Consider the following 24,071-nt stretch of genomic DNA (forward strand, 5'->3'; position numbering starts at 1 on the left):
ACCGTCGTTCGTGCCGTTCGCGGGCGTGCAGTACCGCCTCAAGGACATCCTGCAATGAATTCATCCGTCATTTCCCCCGTTCGTCACCTGATGCAGGCCGGCAGGCTGGATCGTTTCTTCATCGACGGCGACTGGGTCCTGCCCGACGGCGGCGACCGGTTCGCGGTCGTGTGCCCGTCCACCGAGGACACGGTGTGCGACATCCCGCTCGGCAGCGCACGTGACGCCGACCGGGCCGTCGCCGCCGCGCGCCGGGCGTTCGAACGGTGGTCGGCCACTTCGCCGCAGGCGCGCGCCGCGCTGCTCGATCGCGTCCACACGTTGATGCTGGAGCGAACGGAACTGTTCGCCATGGCGCTGGCCACCGAGATGGGCGCGCCGATCGCCTATGCGCGCGCCGCGCACGTGCCGCTCGCGGCCGAGCATATCCGGGTCGCGCGCGACAATCTCGCGCGCTATCCATTCGTTTCCCGACGCGGGACGACCGCGATCGTACGCGAGCCGATCGGCGTGTGCGCGCTGATCACACCGTGGAACTGGCCGATCTACCAGATCACCGCGAAGGTCGGCCCGGCGCTCGCGGCCGGTTGTACGGTCGTCCTGAAACCCAGCGAGCTGTCGCCGCTCAGCGCATTGCTGTTCGCGGAAGTGATCGCCGACGCGGGGGTGCCGGCAGGCGTGTTCAACCTGGTGAGCGGCAATGGTGCGGAGGTCGGCTCCGCGCTTTCGTCGCATCCGGAGGTCGACATGGTGTCGATCACCGGGTCGACCCGCGCGGGCGTGCTGGTCGCGCAGGCAGCGGCGCCGACCGTCAAGCGCGTCGCGCAGGAACTCGGCGGCAAATCGCCCAACATCGTGTTGCCGGATGCGGACTTGCAGCAGGCGATCGCACCCGGCGTGGCCGCCGCATTCAGGAACATGGGGCAGTCGTGCAGCGCGCCGACCCGCATGATCGTGCCGCGCGCCGCGCTCGGCGCGGTCGAGGCGCTGGCCGTCGCGGCGGTGGAGCGGCTGGTGGTCGGCGATCCGTTCGCCGAGGCAACGACGCATGGGCCGCTTGCCAATCGCGCGCAATTCGGGCGGGTCGCGCAGATGATCGACGCAGGCATCGACGAACGGGCGAAGCTCGTCGCCGGCGGCCCGGGGCGGCCGGCGGGATTCGACCGGGGCTTCTACGCGCGGCCAACCATTTTTTCCGACGTGCGCACCGACATGACGATCGCGCAACAGGAGATTTTTGGTCCGGTGCTCGCGATCCTTCCCTACGACACCGTGGAAGAAGCGATCGCCATCGCGAACGACACGGTTTACGGGCTCGGCGCGCATGTGCAGGGCAGCGACCACGAAAGCGTGCGCGCGGTGGCCGCCCGCATCCGGGCCGGACAGGTGCATCTGAACTATCCGGCATGGGATCCGCAGGCGCCGTTCGGCGGCTACAAGCAGTCGGGCAACGGCCGCGAGTACGGGATCGAAGGGATGGAGGACTACATGGAAATCAAGTCGATCATCGGCTTTTACGACTGACGCAGCCGCTGCGTGCGAACGCGGCGGCAGCACGGACTGGAAGCCGCTTACTTTCGGAAGGTGCCGAAATTGGAAAAACCTGTCATTCCCGATACGTCGCTGCAGGCGCATCACGCGCACTGGGCAAGGCTGCGGCGCGATCTGCATGCGCATCCCGAGCTGCGATTCGAAGAACACCGGACCGCCGACGTCGTTGCCCGCGAGCTTGACGCGCTCGGTTATGCGGTATCGCGCGGGCTGGGCGGCACGGGTGTCGTCGCGAGCCTGCCGGGTGCCGACCCGGCGCGCGGCATCGTGCTGCGTGCGGATCTGGATGCGTTGCCGATCCAGGAAGCCAACGACTTCGCGCACGCATCGTGCACGCACGGGATCATGCACGCATGCGGGCATGACGGCCATACCGTCATGTTGCTCGGCGCCGCGCGCATCCTGAAGGAACTGCCGCCATTGCCGGGTGCCGTTCATTTCGTGTTTCAACCGGGCGAAGAGGGCGGCGCGGGCGCGCGCAAGATGATCGACGACGGGCTGTTCGAGCAATACCCGACCGAAGCGGTGTTCGGCATGCACAACTGGCCCGGCTTGCCTGCAGGGCATTTCGGATTGCGTACCGGCCCGATCATGGCCGCGGGCTCGCGCTTCAGGATCAAGGTGACCGGCAAGGGCGCGCACGCGGCGCAGCCGCATCTGGGCATCGATCCCGTTCCGCTCGCGTGTTCGATGGTGCTGCAGTGTCAGACCATCGCCGCGCGGCACAAGGATCCCGTGGACCCTGCGGTCATTTCCGTCTGCATGATCCATGCGGGCACGACGGACAACGTGATTCCGGACAGCGTCGAGCTGCGCGGGACGATCCGCACGCTGTCGTCCGCGTTGCAGCAGAAACTGCAGACGGATGTGCAGCTCACGTGCGAGGGGCTGGCGCGTGCGTATGGCGCGCAGGTCGACGTCGAGTTTTTCCAGTACTACCCGGCGACGGTCAACACGCCGGCCGAGACGGCGCTGTGCGAAGCGGTGATCGGCGACACGTTCGGTGGCGAACGCCTGTATCGCGACGTGCCGCCGAACATGACGTCGGAGGATTTCGGCTTCATGCTGGAGGAGCGGCCCGGCGCTTACGTGCTGATCGGCAATGCGCCGGAGGGCGCGGCGGCACCGTCGCTGCATCACCCGAAATACGATTTCAACGACGAAATCATCCCGGCCGGTGTCCGGTATTGGGTCGCGCTGGCGCAGCATTACTACAGGCGATCGTCGTGAACGCATGCCCGATGTCGGGGCGCGGCATCGTGCTGCGCCAGATATGGGGCGTGCGCGCGCTGCTCGACAGCGGCGCGCCCGTGCAGGTGCTGCCCGGCGTCGCGCAGCCCGTGAACGTGTGGGCGGTGTATCCGGCCCGGCTGGCTGCGTCGGCGAAGGTGCGGGTGTGCGTCGACTTTCTGGCGGACGGATTCGGCCGCATGGCCTGGCCGGCCGTGTTCGATGTCAACCTCCGCTATGTCACGGCCGTCGTATCGTCAGGCCACGCTGCCGAGGCGCGTCGCTGCATGACCGCATGCGATGAACGCCATCCTGGTACCTGATTGACGATTGCAGGAAGATCGTCTTTTGTCATACGACAAAGGGTTCACGCTCCCGGACAAGTTCGCGTGGCCGCGGGCGAATTGCGTCAGACAGGACCGTCTTCACGGGACAGCGCGAATTCTCAGGATCGAAACGTTTCGACATGCAGGGTGTCGAGCCCCCGCGATTCGTGATCCATAGCATTTTTCACCCCACCAGCTCGGCCGCAAACCACGCGCAGAGTCGAAACGCATTTCCTCTCCCCCTGCCGGCATCGATGATCCATGGAGCCGGTACCACGGTGCATCGTCGCCCCGCGTTTCTTTGGCGTTACGTTTTTTTTGCGTTGCGACGTCCTCTTCCTTCGTCTGTTGCCGTCCCGCTTCGATGGAACGGTGCCTGGCATCGTTAATGCATACGTGGTCGGTGTGATGAGCAAACGAGGGCCGCAACTGCACGCTCGACACACGCGTCGGGTGTCTGCCGTTTGCGGGTGCAGTCGCGGTCATCACAGGGCGACGTGACCGACGCCGGTGGCGGTTCCGTCGTCACGCAAGTGACGATGCGTGGCGCAATTCGTATGAGGTTGTTTCAGGCATCGACATCCCCCAGGGTTCGCGATCCCCAGACACTCAATGCTCAGGCCAGGCGTTGTTCCGATGACAGACCCCCGGTTTTCGCGCAGAGACCAGTGAAAGGAGTTCTCCAATGAAATCCCCACTCAAGCTTGCCGTGGCATGTGCAGCGATCTTGTCCGCGACGGCATTGATGAGCCCCGTTTGCAACGCGGGAGCGTCCGGTGCTTCCGCCTCACACAAACGCGTCGAGCCGCCACCGCGCGCGGCCGTCGTGACGGAGATCGTGCCAGGCGTGCCGGAAGAAGAGAAGCGGAATGCCGAGCGCGAGCATGGCAGGGAACCGACCTTCAACGAAGGCAAACATCGTCGGGCCAACGGCGACATTCAGCGCGACTAAGCACGAAGGAGATCACAATGAAAAAGCTCGTTCTCGCATGGGTGCTGGTGCTCGGATTCGCATTCGGCCAGATGCCATCCTCCGTGCTCGCCCAGACCACCACGGCGAACGTCCTCGTGCTCTATGACGCCCCGCCGAACGACCCGTACACGAAGCTCGGCATGGCTTACGCGATCATGCTGCGCAACCTGCTTGGCCATTTCAACACCAACGTCACGCTTGCGCCCGTCGACAGCTATACGGCAGGAACCGTCGAAAAGTACCAGGCGACTTTCTATCTGGGGAGCTATTACAACAACACCCTTCCTGCCGCATTTCTGTCGGACGTCGCCAAGACGTCGAAGACGGTCGTCTGGTTCAAGGACAACCTGTGGGAAGTCGCGTGGGACCCGTCGTACAACTTCACGGCCCGCTACGGATTCACCTTTAGCGGGATCAGCGGGCTGGCCTACGCGCCGACCAGCAGCAACCCGAACCCGGACTTCTTTGACACGGTGCTCTACAAGAACATGAGCATGGTCAAATACTATGCGTTCAACGCGAGCACCGGCGTCGTCAGCGCGGACCCCGACATCGGCGTCACCGCGGTGTCCGATGCGACGAAGGCCAGTGTACTCGTCACCATCAAGGACAGTCAGACCGGTGCGCAGGCGCCCTATGTCATGCGCGCGGGCAATTTCTGGTACTTCGCCGACATGCCGTTCTCGTACATCGGGCCGCGCGACCGGTACCTGGTGATCTGCGATCTGCTGCATGACATCCTCGGGACCAACCAGCCGGTGCTGCATCGCGCGATGGTGCGTCTGGAAGACGTCAACGCGTTCACGACCTCGGCGTCGATGAAGACGCTGACCGACTACATGTATTCCAAGAACATTCCGTTTTCGATTGCGACCATCCCGCTGTACGAAGATCCGCTCGGTGCCTATAACGGCGGTGTGCCGCTGATCGTACACCTCGCGCAGGCGAGCAGCCTGAAGCAGGCGCTCAATTACGCGCTGATCCGGGGCGGCAGTATCGTGATGCACGGTTACACGCATCAATACAATTCGACGCCGAACATCGACAACGCGGTCAGCGGCAATGACTACGAGTTCTGGCTGGCGACGCAGAACCGTCCGGTGGACGAAGATTCGACACAGTGGGCATCGAACCGTCTGAAAGCGGGCCTGCTGGAACTGTCGACGAACGGCTATGTTCCCTTTGCGTGGGAAGCGCCGCACTACCAGTCGTCGCCCCTTTCGATCAAGGCCGTTCCGCCGCTGTTCAAGACGACGTACCAGCGGGTCGTCTACTACACGTCGGATCAGCCGAACCTGAATTCGACCGCGCCGAATCACGATTATTCGGTCGGGCAATTCTTCCCGTACATCATCAATTCCGACTATTACGGGCAACGGGTGCTGCCCGAGAACCTCGGGAACGTCGAATACAACATCTGCAGTATCGATCCGTTCTCGTGCCTGTCCTACACGTGGCAGGATCTCTACACGAATGCACAGTACGCGCTGACGGTTCGGGATGGTTTTGCGTCCTTCTTCTTCCATCCGTTCTGGCTCGAGCCCGACCTCGGCACGCCCGGGTTCCAGGATTTCCAGAGCCTCGTGAACGGGATCACCGGTCTCGGCTTTCAGTGGGTCGCCGGGAATGGCGTCAAGTAGATGATTCCGGAATCGGGAGCGAGCCGGGGAACCGGGCTCGACTCCCTCACCGGGTTCGATGGCGCCACGTTTCGCTTTGTCGTAGCGAACGGGACGCGGCGCACGGTCGTTTCGCATGGACGTCGCCGCCGGTCGGAGGCGACGTCGCGCGGATCGATCGCGGTGCCGGTTACGCCGCCGACAGCACGATCGACACGCCCGTCGCCGTATAGACCGGCGTCGCCTTGAAGCCGTCGACGGTCACCGTCGCGAATTTCGCCGCGCCCGCTGCCGCGTCGATCAGTGCGATGGTGTCGCCGGCCTTCGGCGCATAACCGTTCACGAACTTCACGTGCAGCGTGCCGCCCGCGACGGTGAACGCGCCGCCCACGCGCAGGCGGCCGCCGCCGTTGCCGTCGATGTCGAGTTCGAGCGTCGTGTTGTCGAGCTGCGTATAGCGCGTCGCGATCGTGACGGGCGCACCCGCCGCGATCCGGATGCCGCCGCCGGCGCCGACATACACGTCGCCGTTGCCGAACGCCGTCGCGGACGCCGCGGCGAGCGTGCCGCCGCTGACCTGCGTGCCGCCCGTATAGCTATTGTTGCCCGCCAGCGTCAGCGCGCCGCTGCCTTGCAGCGTCAGCTTGCCGGTGCCCGCGATGTCGTTGCGCCACAGGTCGGCGGCGTTGAGGCCGCCCTTCGACGCATCCATCGCGACGATCACGTTGCCGTTGAATGCGCCGTAACCGTCGGCGGCGGCGAACAGGTTAAGCCGGCCCCAGCCTTCCGCGTCGTCCATCACCGGGTAGCCGGACGGCAGCTCGGTGGTCTTCAGCACGACGCGCCGCTGATCCGCGCCCAGGTACGGGAAACGCGTCTGCAGCAGGATCTCCGCCCCCTTCGGCACGACCGGCGGCGCGCCGGTCGCTTCGAGCGCGCCGAAGCCGTAGGTCATGCGGCGCGCGAAGGCCGCCTTGTTCGTCGCGTAATCGGCGAAGCGGTCGGTCGCCGTCGTGCCCGAGCGCGCGAATGCCGGGAACGTCGAATCGGTCGTGCCGGTGAGCTGCTGCAGCGTCTGGTGCGCCTGCCCGTAGGCGGCCTGCGCGTCGTTCGCGTAGGCCGCGAGATTGGCCGCGCTGATCGCCAGCGCGAGCATGCGTCCGCCGATCACGTCGAGCGGCGAGTGCATGCCGGCGAGGATGCGGTTCTCGCCGAGTTCGAGGCCGCGGCTGACCATTTCCTGGTAGCGCTCCGGCACGAGCCACGCCATCGTCACGGCGTCGCGCATCGCTTCCGCCTGGTGGCCGCTGATGAACCCGCCGTCGGTCGCGGGCGTCGTGCTTTCCGCCGGCACGAGCGTGGGAGCGACGACGACGCTCGTGCTCCAGCGGTACGGCCGCGCATACTTGTAGAAGCGTTTCGCGGGTTCGGTCGACGCGTTGTTGCCCATCTCGTTGAGCAGGTCGACGACTTTTCCGAAGCTCGCGTTCGCGCTGCCGCCCACACCCACGTTGTTGCCCGTGTCGTTGTACAGGACGGTCGTCGCGTCGGCCGGCACGCTGGTGATGCTGGTCGTCTGCTGCGCGGCGGTGCGCCATGCGGAGGTGAGCGGCCCCATGCCGTCGGTCACGCTGTAGCCCTTGCCGCGCCGGTCGTCGTAGTACGCGGCGTCGGCTTGCTGCGGCGTGCGCGCGGTCGTCGCGTTGACCACGTATTGCACGTTCGCCTGCAGCACCGCGTCGTTCAGGATCGTGCCGCACGGCGTGCCGTTGCCGGGCAGCCCCGTGCAGGTCGACGGCGAAATGGCCGGAAACGCGCCGTTGGCCGGCGCGCTCACGCCCGCATCGACGAGCATCGTCGCCGGCTGCCACAGGTCGAGGAAGCGGCTGACCACGCGTACCGCGGCGTTCGTCGACAGCGTGGCGTAACGCGCGTCGCCGCGCTGGTTGGTCGCGACGTTGTCGACGAAGGCGGGCACGCTCGGAACCGGCGCGCTGTCGACGAAACCGGGGTCGGCCGGCGGCGCCGGCATGGCCGCGCTGGTCGGGGTGGTCGAGGCGACATCGTCGCCGCCGCCGCACGCGGCGAGAACGATCGCACTCGACAGCGCGGCGACATGCAGCGGGAAACGGCTTCGTGACGCAAACATGCAAGACTCCATCCTGATGGTCAAAGATGGCGAATTGTGGTGACGATTCGTTACGCGGCCGTTAAGGATTTGTTGCGTATCGTGCTCCGTTCGAGAAAATTCCCACTATCTGGTTAATTCCCGATACTGAACATCGCGGATGCCATTTTTTCGCGCCCGAGACGGATATTGGGCGGCGTGCCGCTACGCGCCGGCCATGCGTGTGGATGGAAAGTCCGGCGGCTTCGATATCGAATGACGATCCCTGTTGCCGCCACGACACGTGACGGGACAGTGGCCCGGGGCAATCGTTTGTATGCAACCGGCGGCCAGGAACCACGACTCGCCCCATGGCCGTCATGCCGAGCGCGCGAGCGGCTCCGTTTCCGCGCAACATACCCGGTTTCTGCCTTCCCGCTTCGCGCGGTAAAGCGCCATGTCCGCCTGATGCGACAGCGCGTGCACGGAGGCGGGGCGTGCGCGATGGCCGGTCGCGCAGCCGATGCTGACGGTGAACGGCGGAACGGGTTCCGCAAACCCGTCGAGCCGGTTGCGTTCGACCTCGCGGCGAATCGCCTCCGCGACCTTCGCGGCGCCGCGTTCGTCGGTGTCGGGCAGCACCGCGACGAACTCTTCGCCGCCGTAGCGCGCGGCGAAGTCGCCGCGCCGCTGCGTATGAGCACGGATGCATGCGGCGAGGAACCGGAGCGCCGTGTCGCCGCGTGCATGCCCGTATCGGTCGTTGTATTGCTTGAAGTGGTCGGCATCGATGAACAGCACCGACAGGCTGCCGTCGTGGCCGCGCTGGAGCCGTTCCCATTCGTCGGCCAGCGCGACGTCGAGCGCGCGGCGGTTGTGCAGGCCGGTCAACGGATCGGTGCGCGTGAGGTCGGTGAGCAGCGTCTGCTTGCGAAGGTTGTCCCGCAACGCGAACGCGAGCAGCCAGACGACCGCGCAGAAGAGTGCGCACAGGAGCGACGCCGACACGCCGACCGACCACGACATCCGGATGAAACCGGCCAGCACGTCGGCTTCGGCCGGCGCGACGACGGCGATCAGCGGCGTGCCGGGCACCCGCTGGAACGTATAGAGCCGCAGCGTTCCGTCGATGCGCGAATACGCCGCATAAAAGCCCGAATCCTGGTTCAGCATGCGATCGAAGGCTTTCGAGCGGCGCAGGCGGATCATCTGGTGATCGTTCAGCGACGGGTTGCGGGCGAGGATGGTGCCGTCCGCGCGCACGATCGCGCTGATGCCGTGCGGCCCGACGTCCAGCCGGGACAGCAGCTGATCGAAATAGGCGAGGTCGATCGCGACCACCGCGATGCCGTTGAACGTGTGGTCCGGTCGTTCGATGCGCCGGGAGAGCGCGATCGATTCCGTGCCGCCGCGCGAGCGCGCACGATAGGCCTCCGACACGTAAAGGCCGACGTTCGGCGAGTCGCGATGGACCTTGAAATAGTCGCGATCGGCGAAGTTCCAGTGATGGGACGGGCCGCAGCACGCGTCGATCAGCTGGCCTTCGCGGTCCGTCACGCCCATCCCCGTCACGTATTGCGCGGCCGCGCGCTGGAACAGCAGGTCGTGCCGCAGCCCGGCGTCCATGCGTCGCACCGCCGGCTTGCCGAGATCGGCGGAGAGTGCGATCAGCGCGTTGTTGGACGTTTCGACGGTCCGCGCGATCTCGCTGACCAGCACGGCGGCGACGTTGCGCGAGGTTTCGTGCGCGTGCTCGACGACTTCGCTTCTCGTGGCCCAGAGCGTGGCCGCGCTGATGCCGATCGCCGCGAACGACATCAGTGTGCCCAGCGCGCCGACGACAAGATGGTTTCGTCCCGCCCAGTCGGCGATTTTCTCGATGGAGGTGGATGCGGACATGCTGGCGCTCGCAGGGGAGGCCCGGCGCGATGAACCGGGCTGCGCTGAAACCCGGGTTAACGGCAGGTCGTCGCGGAAATCGAGGCCCGGATGCAACGCAAGTGGGCGCGGCGCGGCGCGCAAACGTGTGCGTGCCGGGTGCTCGACGGGGCGCGTATCGGCAAGCGCGAGCGGGGGGACGGCTGGCGAAGCGATCGCGTCGCGGGCTCGACGTTCGGTGCGGCGGAACCCGGAACGCGGGCCTGACGCGGTGCCGGCGGTGTCCCGCCCGCGCGATCAGGCCGGCCCGGCCGCGTCCGTCTCCGCGTCATCCGTCGCCGCCGCGTGGCGCGCACGTTTCAGCGTACCGGCCAGCTTCTCGATCGCATGCAGGTCCAGCGTATCGAGATGCTCGCGCACCTCCCGCACGAAGGCCGTGTAATCCTGTTCGTCCGCGTACTGGCCGAGCCATTCCTCGATATCGGTGAGCTGCCCGTTGCCGGCGAGCCGGATCAGCGCGTCGAGTGCATCGTCGGGCGGGCAGCCCATCGCGGGCGCGGTGCCGCCCGGCACGACCTCGTCCGCCGCATGAAACCGCCGCACGAGCTCCGATGCCGGCACGAGCACGTGCCCGACGGCCGGCGCGACGATCGCGAACGAGAACGACGTGCCGACGCCGGGCTGGCTCGCGACGGCCAGTTCGCCGCCCATCGCACCGACGATGCGCTGCGCGATGAACAGGCCGAGCCCGGTGCCGCCGTTGACGGCCTGCACCTGCTGGTATGCGCGAAAGATGTCGCGGGTGCCGCTGATGTCGATGCCGATGCCCGTATCGGCGACCTCGAACAGCAGGCGCCATGCGTCGCCTTCGCGCGACGCATGCACCGACAGCGTGACGGTGCCGTCGCGCGTGAACTTCGATGCGTTGGACAGCAGGTTCAGCAGCACCTGCTGCAGCCGCATCCCGTCGATCGACATCGTGCGCGGCAGCGGGCTGGCCGGCCGGTACACGAACCGGTTGTCCTGCTGCGCGCACAGCGCGAGCGCATAGTGCCCGATGTCGTCGAGCAGGCCGGGCAGGTCGGTCGTGTCCGGCGACACGCCGAGCGGCTGCAGCTCGGCTTTCGTGAACGCAAGGAGTTCGTCGATCAGCGTGAGCTGGTAGCGGATGCTGCGGTCGATCGAGCGGATCAGCCGCGCCTGGCCGCGCGTCGCGCCTTGCAGCAGCAGCTTCGCGTAGCCGTTGATCGTCGACAGCGGCGCGCGCAGATCGTGGCTGACGTAGCCGAGCGTCTCGATCTTCTGCTGCATGTGCGTCGTGACCTGCTGGAGCGCGTCGTTGAGCGCGAGCGTGCGTCGTGCGACTTCGTCGCGCAGGCGATCCTGTTCGGTGAGCTGCCAGTGTTCGAGCCGCTTGCGTGCCTCGGTGCGCTGGCGGCCCACGTGATGAATCCACGCGGCCAGCACCAGCAGGTGCGTGGCAAGCCCGACGATCGCGATGACGGGGTTCGGATAGATGTCGGACTTGAGCCAGGACAGCACCGGCGGCAACGCGTCGATGCCGTCGAGCACGCGGATCAGCATGTTGAAGGTGGCGAACGCGATCGCGATCAGCATCACGCGGCCGGTCGGCGTGCGGCGGATGGCGAGCCACAGCGCGAGGCTGATGTTGACGATCCCCAGCGCCGCGTTCAGCCGCAGGCAGAACCACGTGAAGGTCAGCAGGTCGCCGAAAGCGGCGCCGGCCGAGCCGACGAACTCGAGCGCGAGGAATGCCATGTAGACCGCGCGCAACGGCAGCCTGGCCTGCTCGCGCCGGGCGACCGTCAGGATGAAGACGATGAAGCAGGCGATCGCGAGGTACACGAAGATGATTTCGCCGCGTGCCGACCACTCGCGCAGCGCGGGCGGCAGCGCCATCGCCGTATAACCGCGGTAGGCCGCCTCGAACAGCGTCGTGCCCAGCGCCAGCCCGGCCAGTACGTAGAACACGCCGCTGCGCGAAAAGAACCCGATCAGCAGCGCGCACCACACGAGCGCGAGCAGCCCGCCGAAGAAACCGAAGTCCCACATCGTCGCACGCCGTTCCAGCGCATCCCATGCCGCGCGGGTGAATGCCGCCGGCGCGAGCCGCATCTCCTTGCGCGACGTGACGCGGATCAGCACGGGGATGCTTGCGCCGGCGGCCAGCGTGACGTCGAGTGCCGGGTAGCGCGACGGCGGGCCGGCCGCATCGCCGCCGGCATCGGCGGCCGGGAAGCGGCTGTCGAGCGTCCACCGGCCGTTCCGGCCGACATAGAAGTCGGCATGGTCGACGCGCGCATCGCGAATCGCCAGCACCAGCGGCCGGGCGGCGCTGTCGCGGTTGGTCAGCGTCGCGCTGACCCACCATGCCGACCGCGAAAACGCGATGTTGAACGAGGGCGCGGTCGTCGTGGCCGCATCGTGCGGACGATCGGCAACGCGCGCGGCGACCTGTGCGGCGGTCATCGTCGTGCTCGTGTCCTCGAACACCGACACGGCTTCCAGTTGCGCGGGGTTCGGCGTCGCTGCCGCGCGGGCCGTCGCGCAGGTGACGGCCAGTGCGATCAGAAGCAGCAGCACCGCGCGCCATCCGGCTGCCCACGCCGCGTCGCGACTACACATCGGGATGATGCCCGCCGGGTGTGGGCGGCGCGCTGACCGCATGGCGCTGGCGTCGCCAGTCGGACGGCGTGATGCCGAAGCGTTCGCGGAACGCCGTCGCGAAATTGCCGGGCGTGGAAAAGCCGATTTCCTCGGCGATGTCGCCGATTCCCATCGACGTCTCCGCGAGGAAATGCATCGCGGCGCGCAGGCGCGTGTCGCGCAGGTACTCGAACACGGTCTGGCCGAGCTGGTCGCGGAACACGCGCGACAGCCGCTTTTCGTGGGTGCCTACCTGCCGGGCGAGATCCTCGAGCGCCGGCGGATGGCGCAGGTCGCGCAGCAGGACCTCGGCCGCCGCGCGCACGAGGGCCGCCTCCGGGTTGTCGGGCATCTCGGGCAGGTGCGCGAACGGCTGGCTGCGCCGCGCGCGCTTCAGGTGGTTGCGGATCCGGGCCAGCACTTCGGTCGGCTCGAACGGCTTGACGATGTAGTCGATCGCGCCGGTTTCGAGCCCCGCGATGCGATCCTCGAGATCGCCCGCGGCCGTGAGGATGATGACCGGGATGGACTGCGTCGACGGCGTCGACGCCAGCAGCCGGCACGCGGCGAAGCCGTCCATGCGCGGCATGCGGACATCCATCAGGATCAGGTCGGGCGCGATCGCCTGGGCGCGGTGATACGCCTGCAGCCCGTCGAACGCGACGCTGATCCGGCACCGTGCGGCACGCAGGATTTCGGTCAGGAGCCGCAGGTCGTTCGGGCGATCGTCGACGACAAGAATATGGGCGTCGGCGAGATCCGGCGTGGAGCGAAGCGACGCCGGGCTGGACGAGCGGGATGACATGGTGGCGGACGCGGTGGAAGGGTGGTCGGTCGGATTGAAAGCTTCGCTTTCAGCGCGATTGTTGCGAAAAATTATATGTCGACAACAGTACCGATTGTGAGGATTCCGTGCGGCCCGTGTGGGCATATCCGGCGTGGCGCTGCGCGATTTCGGCACCGGCGCTCCGCCGAATGGAATCGGAGTGGAAAAACATGCCGAATTGCATTTTAATATCGGTCTTTATTTCCGGATTTTATCGATTGACGAATCGAATTGGCCCGCAGAATGAATTCGAGCGAGTTGTGTCGAGAGACGATGCGTTTCAGTGGGAAATGGATGCGCTGAATCGACGCCCGCCTGATTAATGTCTTTTTGCGGGATGGTCAAGATTTATCTTGGTGAAAACCGTATTTCGGGCGTGAATGTATGAATGTGAATACCGTCCGCTCGGGAAAAGCTTTTTTCCGCTCTAGAAAAGATGCGTTTGAATGGATGACCGCACACTAGCCCCGGCGCGGTTGGAATCGGTTCTTCGAGGGGAACGGTTTGGCAAGGATTCCTGCCGCTGCCATATTCGGATGACGCGATATCCAATGTGACATCGAATGATGGCAATTCTCAGGATGTGAGAATGCGAAGACGGACAAGAAAATTGGCACGAGGGTAATACAAATTTCATAATTTTCCGAACGAGTACGTATAAAAGACAAGCGGAAAGATTGTGAGGTTGGTCAGGGTGTGACGCATCGACCGGAAAAATCGTCAAGAAAATTCGACCGATTAAATCGATGCGGGGGCGTTCGGCAAGTCAGACGCTATTTCCGGAAATCCGGAAAAGCGTTTGACTGCCGGCGGAGAGAGTGAGCGGTTGCGTGCGCAGCCCGGCGGTCTGATCCGTCCGGGCACGATCGCGCAGCGCGTTCTCGAATCAGGCGGGCACGAAAAACATGAATGCGACAGGCATGGCAGGTCAACGCACCGGTTCGAGCGAACCGGGTGCGCATGCTTCATACCCGGGGACCACGCGGCGTCATCCTCCTCCTGAATGAATCGTGACGGGCCGTCCCGGGGTTCGGGTCGGCATCCGTCCATCCGGCGTCTGAACGACGCCTTCCCATGAAATTCGAGGTCGCCGCCGGCTCGGCGCGACGGCACGCGCACGCGGATTCGCGATGCGCGGGGTCGCGCGCCGCCGTCTTTCGCGCGACATCGGCTTCGATGAACCGATAACCGGCGAATGCCGCCGCGCCGCGTGCCGATGCACGCGTGCGGCGTGCAGTCGTGCGATCGCCCGCGCGATCGCGATTACCGAGCAGTGTTGTTCGATCGTTTAGTTAGCTATCCAAAGTGAAGCGCGAAGCGTCGCGGCACGGACGAGGAGGCAGACCGATGCGTCATCGCCTGCCGTCGCGTTTGCTGCCGCGTCATCCAGCACATGAGAACCGAGGGAACACAAGATGAACAAGTCGTTCAAGTCGATCTGGAACGAAGCACTGGGGGCCTGGGTCGCGGCTTCCGAGCTTGACCGTGCGCGCGGCAAGCGTGTCGCGTCGGCGAGCGGCCCGCGCGAGCAGGCGGCGAACGAGGGCGCCGCGCGACGCGCGGGCCTGCTTTCGGCGCCGTCGCCGCGACGGCTGGCCGTGCTGATGGCGTCCACGTATCTTGCGTTGTTCCATGCGGGGGCGCACGCGCAATACGCGCCGGACGGCGGTTCCGCGACCGGCGGCGTGACGTCGATCTCGATCGGCGTCGGGTCGAGTGCCGCGCAGCAGAACTCGACCGCGCTGGGCAACCTGTCGACGGCCGCGGGCGTTTCTGCCACGGCGCTGGGTCCGGGCGCGCATGCGATGGCGGACGGTTCGACGGCCGTCGGCATCAACGCGCAGGCGACCGGCGTCAACAGCGCATCGCTCGGCGTGCAGGCGATCGGTTCGGGCGACTATTCGGTGGCGATCGGCAACCTGTCGAGCGCGACCCAGAGCGGTGCGGTGGCGATGGGCAGTGGCGCGGCGGCGACCGGCGTGTCCGCCGTCGGCCTCGGCAACAATGCGCTGGCGTCCGGCCAGTATGCGGCTGCGCTGGGGCTCGGTGCGAGCGCGGTGGGGGCCCAGAGCGTTTCGCTCGGCTATGCGTCGCATGCCACCGACACGGGCGCCGTCGCGCTCGGCAACCAGTCGACCGGTTCCGGCGCGGCCGCCGTGGCCGTCGGCAGCGGTGCGCTGGCGAGCGGCAATTCGGGTATCGCGATGGGCGTCAACAGCGGCGCGAAGGGCGGTTCGTCGATCGCGATCGGCTGGGGCGGCACGGCCGGCGTACCGGGCTCGGGCACGCAGTCGCTTGGCGTCAGTTCGATCGCGCTGGGTTCGAAGACGACGGCCAGTGCCGATCAGGCAATGGCGTATGGCCTGAGCGCAAATGCGTCGGGCGTCAGTTCGATCGCGATGGGTGTGCAGTCGACCGCGACCCAGCAGTTCGCGGTCGCGCTCGGCAATCTCGCGCTCGGCAGCGGCATCTCGGCCACCGCACTGGGGCCCGGTGCGACGGCGTCGGCCACGAATGCGACGGCCATCGGCATCAACAGTGTCGCGGCCGCGGCGTCCACCGTGGCGATCGGCGACAGCAACTCGATCGCGGCCGCGGCAGGCGCGGGGTCGATCGCAGGCGGCAACAGTTCGAAGGTGTTGAGCGGCGTCGGGGCGGTCGCGCTCGGCCTGGGGCAGACGGTCAGCGGCAACGGTGCGGTGGCGATCGGCGACCCGAGCACCGCGATCGGCACCGGCGCGGTCACGATGGGGTCGAACAACACCGCGAACGGCGACGGCGCGGTTGCGATCGGCAATTCGAACGTCGCGCAGGGCACGGGCTCGCTCGCGCTCGGCAATACGTCGACGGCAGCGGCAGCCGGTGCGGTGGCGTTCGGCGCATCGGCCGTGGCGAACAATGCAAACGACGTCGCGCTCGGCTCCGGGTCGACGACGGCCGCGCCGAATCCGACGGCGAGCGCGGTGATTGGCGGCGTCACCTACAACTTCAACGGCACCAACCCGACCAGCGTCGTCAGCGTCGGTGCGGCGGGCACCGAGCGCCAGATCACCAACGTCGCGGCCGGGCGCATCAATTCGGCGAGCACGGATGCGATCAACGGGTCGCAGCTCGATGCGACGAACCAGGCGGTCAATTCGCTGTCGACGTCGACCGCGTCGAGCGTCAGTTCGTTGTCGACGGGGGTGTCGTCGGCCAATAGCGCGATCACGTCGTTGTCCACGTCGACGTCGACTGGCATTAGCTCGTTGTCGACGGGGTTGAGTTCGACCAACAGCTCGGTGACTTCGTTGTCGACCTCCACGTCGACCGGGTTGTCCTCGGCCAATAGCGCGATCTCGTCGCTGTCCACTTCGACGTCGACCGGCATCACCTCGTTGTCCACGGGCTTGAGTTCGACCAACAGCTCGGTGACTTCGTTGTCGACGTCCACGTCGACCGGCTTGTCGTCGACCAACAGCGCGATTTCGTCGCTGTCCACGTCGACGTCGACCGGCATTAGCTCGTTGTCCACGGGCTTGAGTTCGACCAACAGCACCGTGACGTCATTGTCGACGTCCACGTCGACCGGCCTGTCGTCGGCCAACAGCGCGATTTCGTCACTGTCCACGTCGACTTCGACCGGCCTGAGCTCGACCAACAGCTCGGTGGCTTCGCTGTCGACTTCGACGTCGACGGGTATCAGCTCGCTGTCCACCGGCCTGAGCTCGACCAACAGCACGGTCACGTCGCTGTCCACATCGACGTCGACCGGCATCAGCTCGTTGTCCACCGGCCTGAGTTCGACGAACAGCACGGTCACGTCGCTGTCGACTTCGACGTCGACGGGCATCAGCTCGTTGTCCACCGGCCTGAGTTCGACGAACAGCGCGGTCACATCGTTGTCGACGTCGACCTCGACCGGCGTCGCCTCGCTGTCAACCGGCCTGAGCACGACCAACAGCACCGTGACGTCGCTGTCCACCGCGACGTCGACGAGCATCGGCTCGTTGTCCACCGGCCTCAGCTCGACGACCAGCTCGATCTCGTCGCTGTCGACGTCGACCTCGACGACCGTCGGATCGCTGTCCACCGGCCTGTCGAGCACGAACAGCAACCTGACGTCGCTGTCCACCGCGACGTCGACGGGCATCGGTTCGCTGTCGACCGGCCTCAGCTCGATCGCGTCGAACAACAGCAACCTCGGCAACAGCACGGCCGGCGCGATCGGCGGCGGGGCCACCTACGACCCGACGACCGGCACGATCTCCGCACCTTCTTACGTGACGTACAACAGCGACGGTTCGACGACGGTCAACAACAACGTCGGTTCGGCGATCGACAACATCAACGCGCACGGCATCAAGTATTTCCACGCGAACTCCACGGCGCCGGACAGCCAGGCGCTCGGGCTCGACAGCGTCGCGATCGGCCCGAACGCGGTGGCGAAGGTGGACGGCAGCATCGCGCTCGGCGCCGGGTCGGTGTCCGATCGCGCGACGGTGCCGGCGTCGGGGACCATCCGCAACGGCAGCGCGTCGATTCCGTTCAACACGACCGACCAGACGCTGCTGGGCGCGGTATCGGTCGGCGACGCGACGAGCAAGACGTATCGCCAGATCACCAACGTCGCGGACGGCACCGGCCAGCAGGACGCGGTGACCGTGCGGCAGCTGGCCGGCGCACTGCAGTCGTTCGCGGTCACGACGACGAAGTACTTCCACGCGAACTCGACGGCCGTCGATTCGCTCGCGGTCGGCGCGGAGTCGGTCGCGGTCGGCCCGACGACGGTGGTCAACGGCGACAACGGCGTGGGGATCGGCAACGGTGCGATCGTCGATGCCACCGCGCCGGGCGGCGTCGCGATCGGCCAGGCGGCAAGCGCCGCGCAGGCCGATGCGATGGCGCTCGGCAGCGGCGCGACGGCCACCGGCGCGCAGTCGGTCGCGCAGGGCGCCAACGCGGTCGCGGCGAGCGTCGGCAGCGTCGCGCTCGGCTCGGGCGCGCACGCCACGGCAACCGATGCGCTCGCATTCGGGGCCGGGGCGTCGGCGACGCTCGCGAACAGCATCGCGCTCGGTTCGGGTTCGCTGACCACCGTCGGCGCGCAAACGAACTACATCGCGTACGGCCTGAGCAGTCCGCAGTCGTCGGCCGGCGAAGTCAACATCGGCAACCGGCAGATCACCGGCCTCGCGGCCGGCAAGAGCGGCACCGATGCGGTCAACGTGTCGCAGCTCGACTCGGTCGCCAACCAGTTGACGACGCTGATCACCCAGCGCACGTCCAACCTCGGCGGGTCATACACGACGAACCCGGCCGGCACGAACGTGCCGCCGGGCTCGACGGGGCCGAATTCGTCGGCGGGCGGCTCGGGCGCGGTCGCATCGGGCTCGAACAGCACGGCGGTCGGCAACGGGTCGCTGGCGTCCGGCAACGGATCGACCGCGATCGGCGTCGGCTCGACCGCAACGGGCAACGGGTCGACCGCGATCGGCACGGGCAGCAACGACGGCGGGCGCTCGAACGTCGTCGCGGTCGGCTCGGCGGAGTCGGCCCGCCAGGTCGTCAACGTCGCGGCCGGCACGCAGGGCACCGACGCGGTGAACGTGAACCAGCTGAACGCGGTATCGAACCAGTTCACGCAATCGCTGAACACGGTCAACAACCAGCTCACGCAGATGCAGCAGCAGATCCAGCAGACCGATTCGATGGCGCGCGACGGGATTGCCGCGACGGCCGCGATGGCGTCGATCCCGCACATGGATCGCGACTCGAACTTCGCGATGGGGGTCGGTACGGCGAGCTTCCTCGGCCAGAAGGCGATGGCCGTCGGCATGCAGGCGCGCCTCACGGAGAACCTGAAGGCGACGCTGAACGGCGGTTTCGCCGGCAGTCAGCGCGTGGTCGGCGCGGGTATGTTGTATCAGTGGAAGTGATCCGTGCGCACCGAACCGTTCCGGCGTGCAGCGCCGGAACGGTTCGCGCTGAACGAGAACGCATCCGCATGCGGCCGCACTGCCGTGCCGCATGCGCGATATCGAACCGATTTTCGGGAGTGAATCAGTGAAGAAAACTTCTCTTGCCCTGCTCGTGTCCGTGGTCTCCCTGGCCGCCTGCTCGAGCGCGTCCGGGCCGACGTTCAATGCATACGAACTGCAGCCGAGAAACGGCGTGCGGACGTTTCGCGTCGATTGTCACGGCATCCTGTCGAGCGAAAAGACCTGCATGAAGGTCGCGACGCGCATGTGCGACACGCAGCCGGTTCGGCGGGTCGATTCGGAGGCGCCGTTCCGCGACGGCGCGGATCCGCGGTCGATCGAGTTCCAATGCGGCGCGGCACCCGCGCCGCTTCCGGCGCCGGTGGCGGCGGCACCGGCCGCCGCGGAAAAGGTCAGCCTGACCGGCGACACGTATTTCGCGACCGACTCCGCAACGCTGACGCCCGCCGCGAGCGCTTCGCTCGACGCATTGCTGAACCGTCAGGCGGACCGACATTTCTCGTTGGTGAAGGTGACCGGCTATACCGACTCGGTCGGCTCGGATGCGCACAATCTGGCGCTGTCGATGCGTCGTGCGGAGGCGGTCGGGTCGTATTTGCGCGAGCATGGCGTGAACGCGGATTCCGTGACGGCCACCGGAAAGGGGGACGCCGATCCGGTGGGCTCCAACGAGACCGCCGAAGGGCGGGCGAGCAATCGACGCGTGGAGATCCTGCTGCAGAAGTAGCGGGTGGGGGCCGCGAGCACTACCGGCGAAGGCGGCCGGCTCGCGGCCGCATCCCTCGCGGCCGTATCGTCGCCATGATGATCAACGCTGGTCGCGCGCGGCAGCCGCTGCTGGCTCCGCTGCCGTCGCGCTCCGCGTCGATCATGGCGAACCGGGACAGCCGGCGCGGACCGAACGCGGAGCGTACGACCGCCGGGTTTCCCGATCCTGTACCCTGTCCATGTCTTTCGCGCGTTCCGCGGCGATCGTCGGCATGACGACCGCCGTGCGTTCCATCACGATGTGCCCGGTCAATCGGCGCCGTGCCCCCGGTCGGCAGCAAGTCGATCCGGTTGCAGACCTCCAAGGCAAACATGGAAATCAAGTGGATCGAGGATTTCATCGCCCTCGCTCAATATCAAAGCTTTTCCCGGGCGGCGGAGTTCCGCAACGTCACGCAGTCGGGCTTCAGCCGTCGCATCCAGTCGCTCGAGCAATGGATCGGCGCCGAACTGATCGACCGCAGCAGTTTTCCGCCGGTACTGACGCCGGCAGGGCGGCTGTTTCGCGAGACGGCGGAAGACGTCCTCAGCCGCCTGTTCGACACACGCGCGATCATCCGCACCGAGCAGCGCATCGCGGGCAAGAGCCTGCAGATCGCGGCGGGCCATACGATCGCGCTGAATTTCCTGCCGTCCTGGCTCAAGGCGCTCGCGCCGCATTTCGGCGAGGTGCGGGCACGCGTCGTTCCGACGAATGTCCACGATTCGATCCTGATGCTCGTCAACGGCAACTGCGAGCTGATGTTCGCCTATCACCATCCGGAGCTGCCGCTCCATCTGGACCCGGTCAGGTACGAACACGTGACGGTCGGCCTCGACACGTTGATGCCGGCCTGCCGGCCCAACCGCCGGTCGGCGCCCGCATTTCGCCTTCCTGGAACGAAGCAGCACCCGCTGCCGCTGATCTCCTATACGGACACCAGCTACTTCGGGCGCTGCCTCGCGTTGCTGCTCGATCGCGCCGCGGTTGCGCCGGCGTTGCAGCTGCACTATGAATCCGACATGGCCGAAGTGCTGAAAAAGCTCGTGATGGAAGGCGAAGGCGTGGCGTGGCTGCCGCGGAGTGCGATCGCCGCCGAGCTGGCGGCCGGCGAGCTCGTGCCGGCCGGGCCGGCGGCATGGAACCTCGAAATCGAGCTGCGCGTCTATCGCGACGCGTCCAATCGCAGCGAGTTCCTGGAGACGCTCTGGCAGCATCTGCGCGCCGAACCGTCGCGGCGCGGCTAGGGTTTTCCCGCCTTATGCGAGTCTCGCATACCGCCATGATGTACCGGCATCATGGTCTGTTCGGCCGTCCCTACCATTCGTTCCAACGGCAAATGTGACGCGCGGCTCGCGTCGCGCGGCCCGTCGCCTGCCGGCGGTCGGGCCTCACCCACGGACGGATGGACATGAAAAATCGGCTTACCTTAAGCATCGCAATCGGCATGGTCCTCGGCGTCGCCGCCGGCTATGCGTGTCACACGAGCATCGCGGACCCGGGCACGCTCAAGACGGTCGCGGGGTATTTTTCGATCGTGACGGACATCTTTCTTCGGCTGATCAAGATGATCATTGCGCCGCTGGTGTTCGTGACGCTCGTTTCCGGCCTGGCCGGCATGGACAGCGGCGAAGACGTCGGGCGCATCGGCCTGCGCTCGGTTGCGTGGTTCGTCTGCGCATCGCTGGTTTCGCTGGGCCTCGGCCTCGTCATGGCCAACGCGTTGCAGCCCGGCGCCGGCCTGAACCTGACGGAAGCCGCGGGCGAGGCCAACCTCGGCCTGAATACCGCGGCACTGAACGCCAGGGACGTGATCACGCACGCGTTTCCGACCAGCCTGCTCGACGCGATGGCGCGCAACGACATCCTGCAGATTCTCGTTTTCTCCGTCTTTCTCGGCATCGCGCTGAGCGCGCTGAAGCACGATCCGCGTGTCGGCATCGTTATCCGGTCGATCGACGGCATGGTGCCGGTGATGTTGCGCCTGACGAACTACGTGATGCGCGCGGCGCCGCTCGGTGTCTTCGGTGCGATTGCGTCGTCCGTCGCGCTGCGCGGGCTCGACGTGATCTACACGTACGGCAAGCTGATCGGCGCGTTTTATCTCGGGCTGCTCGTCCTCTGGACGATCCTGATCGGCGCCGGATACCTGTTCCTCGGGCGGCGCGTCGGCGCGTTGCTGAAGGCCGTGCGCGAACCCGCGTTGATCGCGTTTTCGACCGCCAGCAGCGAAGCGGCGTATCCGCGCCTGACCGAGCAGCTCGAGAAGTTCGGTGTCGACAAGAAGGTCGTCGGTTTCACGCTGCCGCTCGGTTATGCGTTCAACCTGGACGGCTCGATGATGTATCAGGCGTTTGCGGCCCTCTTCATCGCACAGGCGTTCGGCGTGCACATGCCGCTTTCGCAACAGGTGTTCATGCTGCTGATCCTGATGTTGAGCAGCAAGGGCATGGCGAGCGTGCCGCGCGGATCGGTGGTCGTCGTCGCGGCCGTCGCGCCGATGTTCCATTTGCCGGCCGCCGGCGTGGCCATGATCCTGGCGATCGACCAGGTGCTCGACATGGGCCGCACGATGACGAACGTGATCGGCAACAGCGTGGCGACGGCCGTGATCGCGAAGTGGGAGGGCGCGCGCGCCGCGCAGCCGGACAGCGCCGCGTTCGATCCGCGGGAGCTGAACGCATGACGCACCGGGACATCGCGGGTACGGGACGGACGTTCGGCGTGGTCGGCGGCCTCGGGCCGCTGGGAAGCGCCGACGTGTTCTTCAAGCTGGTGAGGGCGACGCCCGCGTCGTCCGACGAGGGTCACGTCGACCTGATCTTCGAGCAGCACCCGTTCAGGGGTTCGGGTTCGGGCAGCGCGGCGACGACGGCGCGCAAGCTGTACGTGTTCGACATGATCCGTGCGTTCGAGAAACGCGGCGTGACGACCGTGGTGCTGCCGTGCTTCCTGAGCCACACCTTCATCGACGAACTGAAGGCCAATACGCGCCTGCCGATCGTGGACATCGTCGAAGCCGTTCGCAGCCACGTACAGCGCACGTATCCCGGCGCCATACGCATCGGCGTGCTGGCTTCCGACTATGTGCGGGCCGACGGGCTGTTCGACCGGTATTTCCCGGCGCCGCAGTTCGAGATCGTCCATCCGCGGCTGCGCGGCGATGTCGATCCCGTCACCGAGGCGATTTACGGGGCGGACGGCATCAAGCGCGGCAATCTTCGCGGCCGGCCGGTCGAGCTGCTGCGCGACGCATGCGAGGATCTGGCGGACCAGGGCGCGCAGGTCATCGTTCCGGGGCTGACGGAGATCGCGCTCGTGGCGGACGAAATCGGGCCGCTGCGGATCCCGCTGATCGATTCGAATCTCGCGTATGCGCAGTACGCGGTTTCGACCCGATGCGGGGCCCGTGCACCGGTATTCAAGATCGGGGTCGTCGGTGGCGTCGGGCCGGCCGCGACGGTGGACTTCCTGGACAAGATCGTTCGAAACACGCCGGCTTCGCGCGACCAGGAGCACATCAAGCTGCTGGTCGAACAGAATCCGCAGATCCCGGACCGGACGGCGAACCTCGTCGGTGACGGTACCGACCCCACGATCTCGCTGTATGCGACGTGCAGGCGGCTCGAGGACGGGGAGGCGGATCTCATCGCGATTCCGTGCAATACCGCGCATGCGTTTGTCGAGCGGGTTCAACCGCACCTCGGCATTCCGATCGTGAACATGCTGACCGTGACGGCCGCCCATCTGCGCGATGCGTATCCGGGGCTGCGCGAGGTCGGCGTGCTGGCAACGTCGGGCACGATCGAAAGCGGCGTATACGAAAAGGCACTCGAATCGTATGGATTCCGACAGGTCGCGCCGGCGCCGGCACTGCAGGCGCGCGTGATGGAAGCGATCTACGGCGAGCGGGGTGTCAAGGCCGGCTTTACGACCGGCCAGTGCAAAGCGGACATCGGCGCCGCCGTCGACGCACTGATTGCCGACGGCGTCGACGTGATCGTTCTCGGCTGTACCGAGCTTCCGATCCTGCTGCCGGGCCGCGAATATGTCGCGCCGAACGGTGGGCGTGCGACGCTGGTCGATCCGACCGATGTGCTCGCGCGTCAATGCGTGGCGTACGCGACGGCTGCCGGTGCTTGAGCTTGAGATTAGGCGGCCGCGC

At 66.5% G+C, this 24,071-nt stretch carries 13 protein-coding genes and 1 pseudogene; 10 read left to right on the forward strand and 4 right to left on the reverse strand.

Annotated elements, in window-relative coordinates; genetic code table 11:
- Positions 1-54: 54 nt before the first annotated feature.
- From FOZ70_RS01115 to FOZ70_RS01135, 5 genes and pseudogenes are all read left to right on the forward strand, one after another.
- Positions 55-1,524 (forward strand): aldehyde dehydrogenase family protein, encoded by a 1,470-nt coding sequence (locus tag FOZ70_RS01115; protein ID WP_219704779.1) that lies wholly within the window; start codon positions 55-57, stop codon positions 1,522-1,524.
- Between the two features lie 69 nt (positions 1,525-1,593).
- Positions 1,594-2,781 carry a M20 aminoacylase family protein gene (locus FOZ70_RS01120; protein WP_027792816.1) on the forward strand — a complete coding sequence of 396 codons (1,188 nt, stop codon included), beginning with the start codon at positions 1,594-1,596 and terminating at the stop codon, positions 2,779-2,781.
- 11 nt (positions 2,782-2,792) lie between these two features.
- Positions 2,793-2,981 (forward strand): annotated as a pseudogene (locus FOZ70_RS01125) (LysR family transcriptional regulator); the annotation flags it as partial.
- 811 nt (positions 2,982-3,792) lie between these two features.
- Positions 3,793-4,059 carry a hypothetical protein gene (locus FOZ70_RS01130; RefSeq protein ID WP_155631005.1) on the forward strand — a complete coding sequence of 89 codons (267 nt, stop codon included), beginning with the start codon at positions 3,793-3,795 and terminating at the stop codon, positions 4,057-4,059.
- 17 nt (positions 4,060-4,076) lie between these two features.
- Entirely contained in the window at positions 4,077-5,720 is a 1,644-nt protein-coding gene (locus FOZ70_RS01135; protein ID WP_048027378.1) for a DUF2334 domain-containing protein, read from the forward strand.
- 169 nt (positions 5,721-5,889) lie between these two features.
- On the opposite strand, the gene FOZ70_RS01140 is transcribed toward FOZ70_RS01135, so the two are convergent.
- The 4 genes from FOZ70_RS01140 to FOZ70_RS01155 all read right to left on the reverse strand — a co-directional run bounded on the left by FOZ70_RS01140 (position 5,890) and on the right by FOZ70_RS01155 (position 13,156).
- Positions 5,890-7,848: a phosphatase PAP2 family protein gene (locus FOZ70_RS01140; protein WP_219704780.1), complete on the reverse strand. Its 1,959-nt coding sequence runs from the start codon at positions 7,846-7,848 to the stop codon at positions 5,890-5,892.
- Positions 7,849-8,184: 336 nt separating this feature from the next.
- On the reverse strand, positions 8,185-9,705 hold the full coding sequence (locus tag FOZ70_RS01145) for a sensor domain-containing diguanylate cyclase (protein WP_021156540.1): 1,521 nt from the start codon (positions 9,703-9,705) through the stop codon (positions 8,185-8,187).
- A gap of 276 nt (positions 9,706-9,981) precedes the next feature.
- Entirely contained in the window at positions 9,982-12,330 is a 2,349-nt protein-coding gene (locus tag FOZ70_RS01150; protein WP_219704781.1) for a sensor histidine kinase, read from the reverse strand.
- Complete coding sequence (locus FOZ70_RS01155) at positions 12,323-13,156, reverse strand: response regulator (protein WP_021156543.1); 834 nt, start codon at positions 13,154-13,156, stop codon at positions 12,323-12,325. The genes FOZ70_RS01150 and FOZ70_RS01155 overlap by 8 nt, the downstream gene beginning before the upstream one ends.
- Before the next feature lie 1,436 nt (positions 13,157-14,592).
- On the opposite strand from FOZ70_RS01155, the gene FOZ70_RS01160 reads away from it, so the two are divergent.
- From FOZ70_RS01160 to FOZ70_RS01180, 5 genes are all read left to right on the forward strand, one after another.
- On the forward strand, positions 14,593-19,095 hold the full coding sequence (locus FOZ70_RS01160) for a YadA-like family protein (protein ID WP_219704782.1): 4,503 nt from the start codon (positions 14,593-14,595) through the stop codon (positions 19,093-19,095).
- Between the two features lie 127 nt (positions 19,096-19,222).
- On the forward strand, positions 19,223-19,885 hold the full coding sequence (locus FOZ70_RS01165; RefSeq protein WP_219704877.1) for an OmpA family protein: 663 nt from the start codon (positions 19,223-19,225) through the stop codon (positions 19,883-19,885).
- Between the two features lie 353 nt (positions 19,886-20,238).
- A complete protein-coding gene (locus FOZ70_RS01170) occupies positions 20,239-21,153 on the forward strand; it encodes a LysR substrate-binding domain-containing protein (RefSeq protein WP_059492872.1) in 915 nt (304 codons plus the stop codon).
- Between the two features lie 164 nt (positions 21,154-21,317).
- Positions 21,318-22,592 carry a dicarboxylate/amino acid:cation symporter gene (locus FOZ70_RS01175; protein ID WP_059555921.1) on the forward strand — a complete coding sequence of 425 codons (1,275 nt, stop codon included), beginning with the start codon at positions 21,318-21,320 and terminating at the stop codon, positions 22,590-22,592.
- Positions 22,589-24,049, forward strand: coding sequence for an amino acid racemase (locus FOZ70_RS01180; protein ID WP_219704783.1), 1,461 nt, complete (start codon positions 22,589-22,591; stop codon positions 24,047-24,049). Before FOZ70_RS01175 ends, FOZ70_RS01180 begins: the two co-directional genes overlap by 4 nt.
- The last annotated feature ends 22 nt before the right edge of the window (positions 24,050-24,071 follow it).

It is taken from the genome of Burkholderia sp. COPS (assembly GCF_019425585.1).
GTDB lineage: Bacteria > Pseudomonadota > Gammaproteobacteria > Burkholderiales > Burkholderiaceae > Burkholderia > Burkholderia cepacia.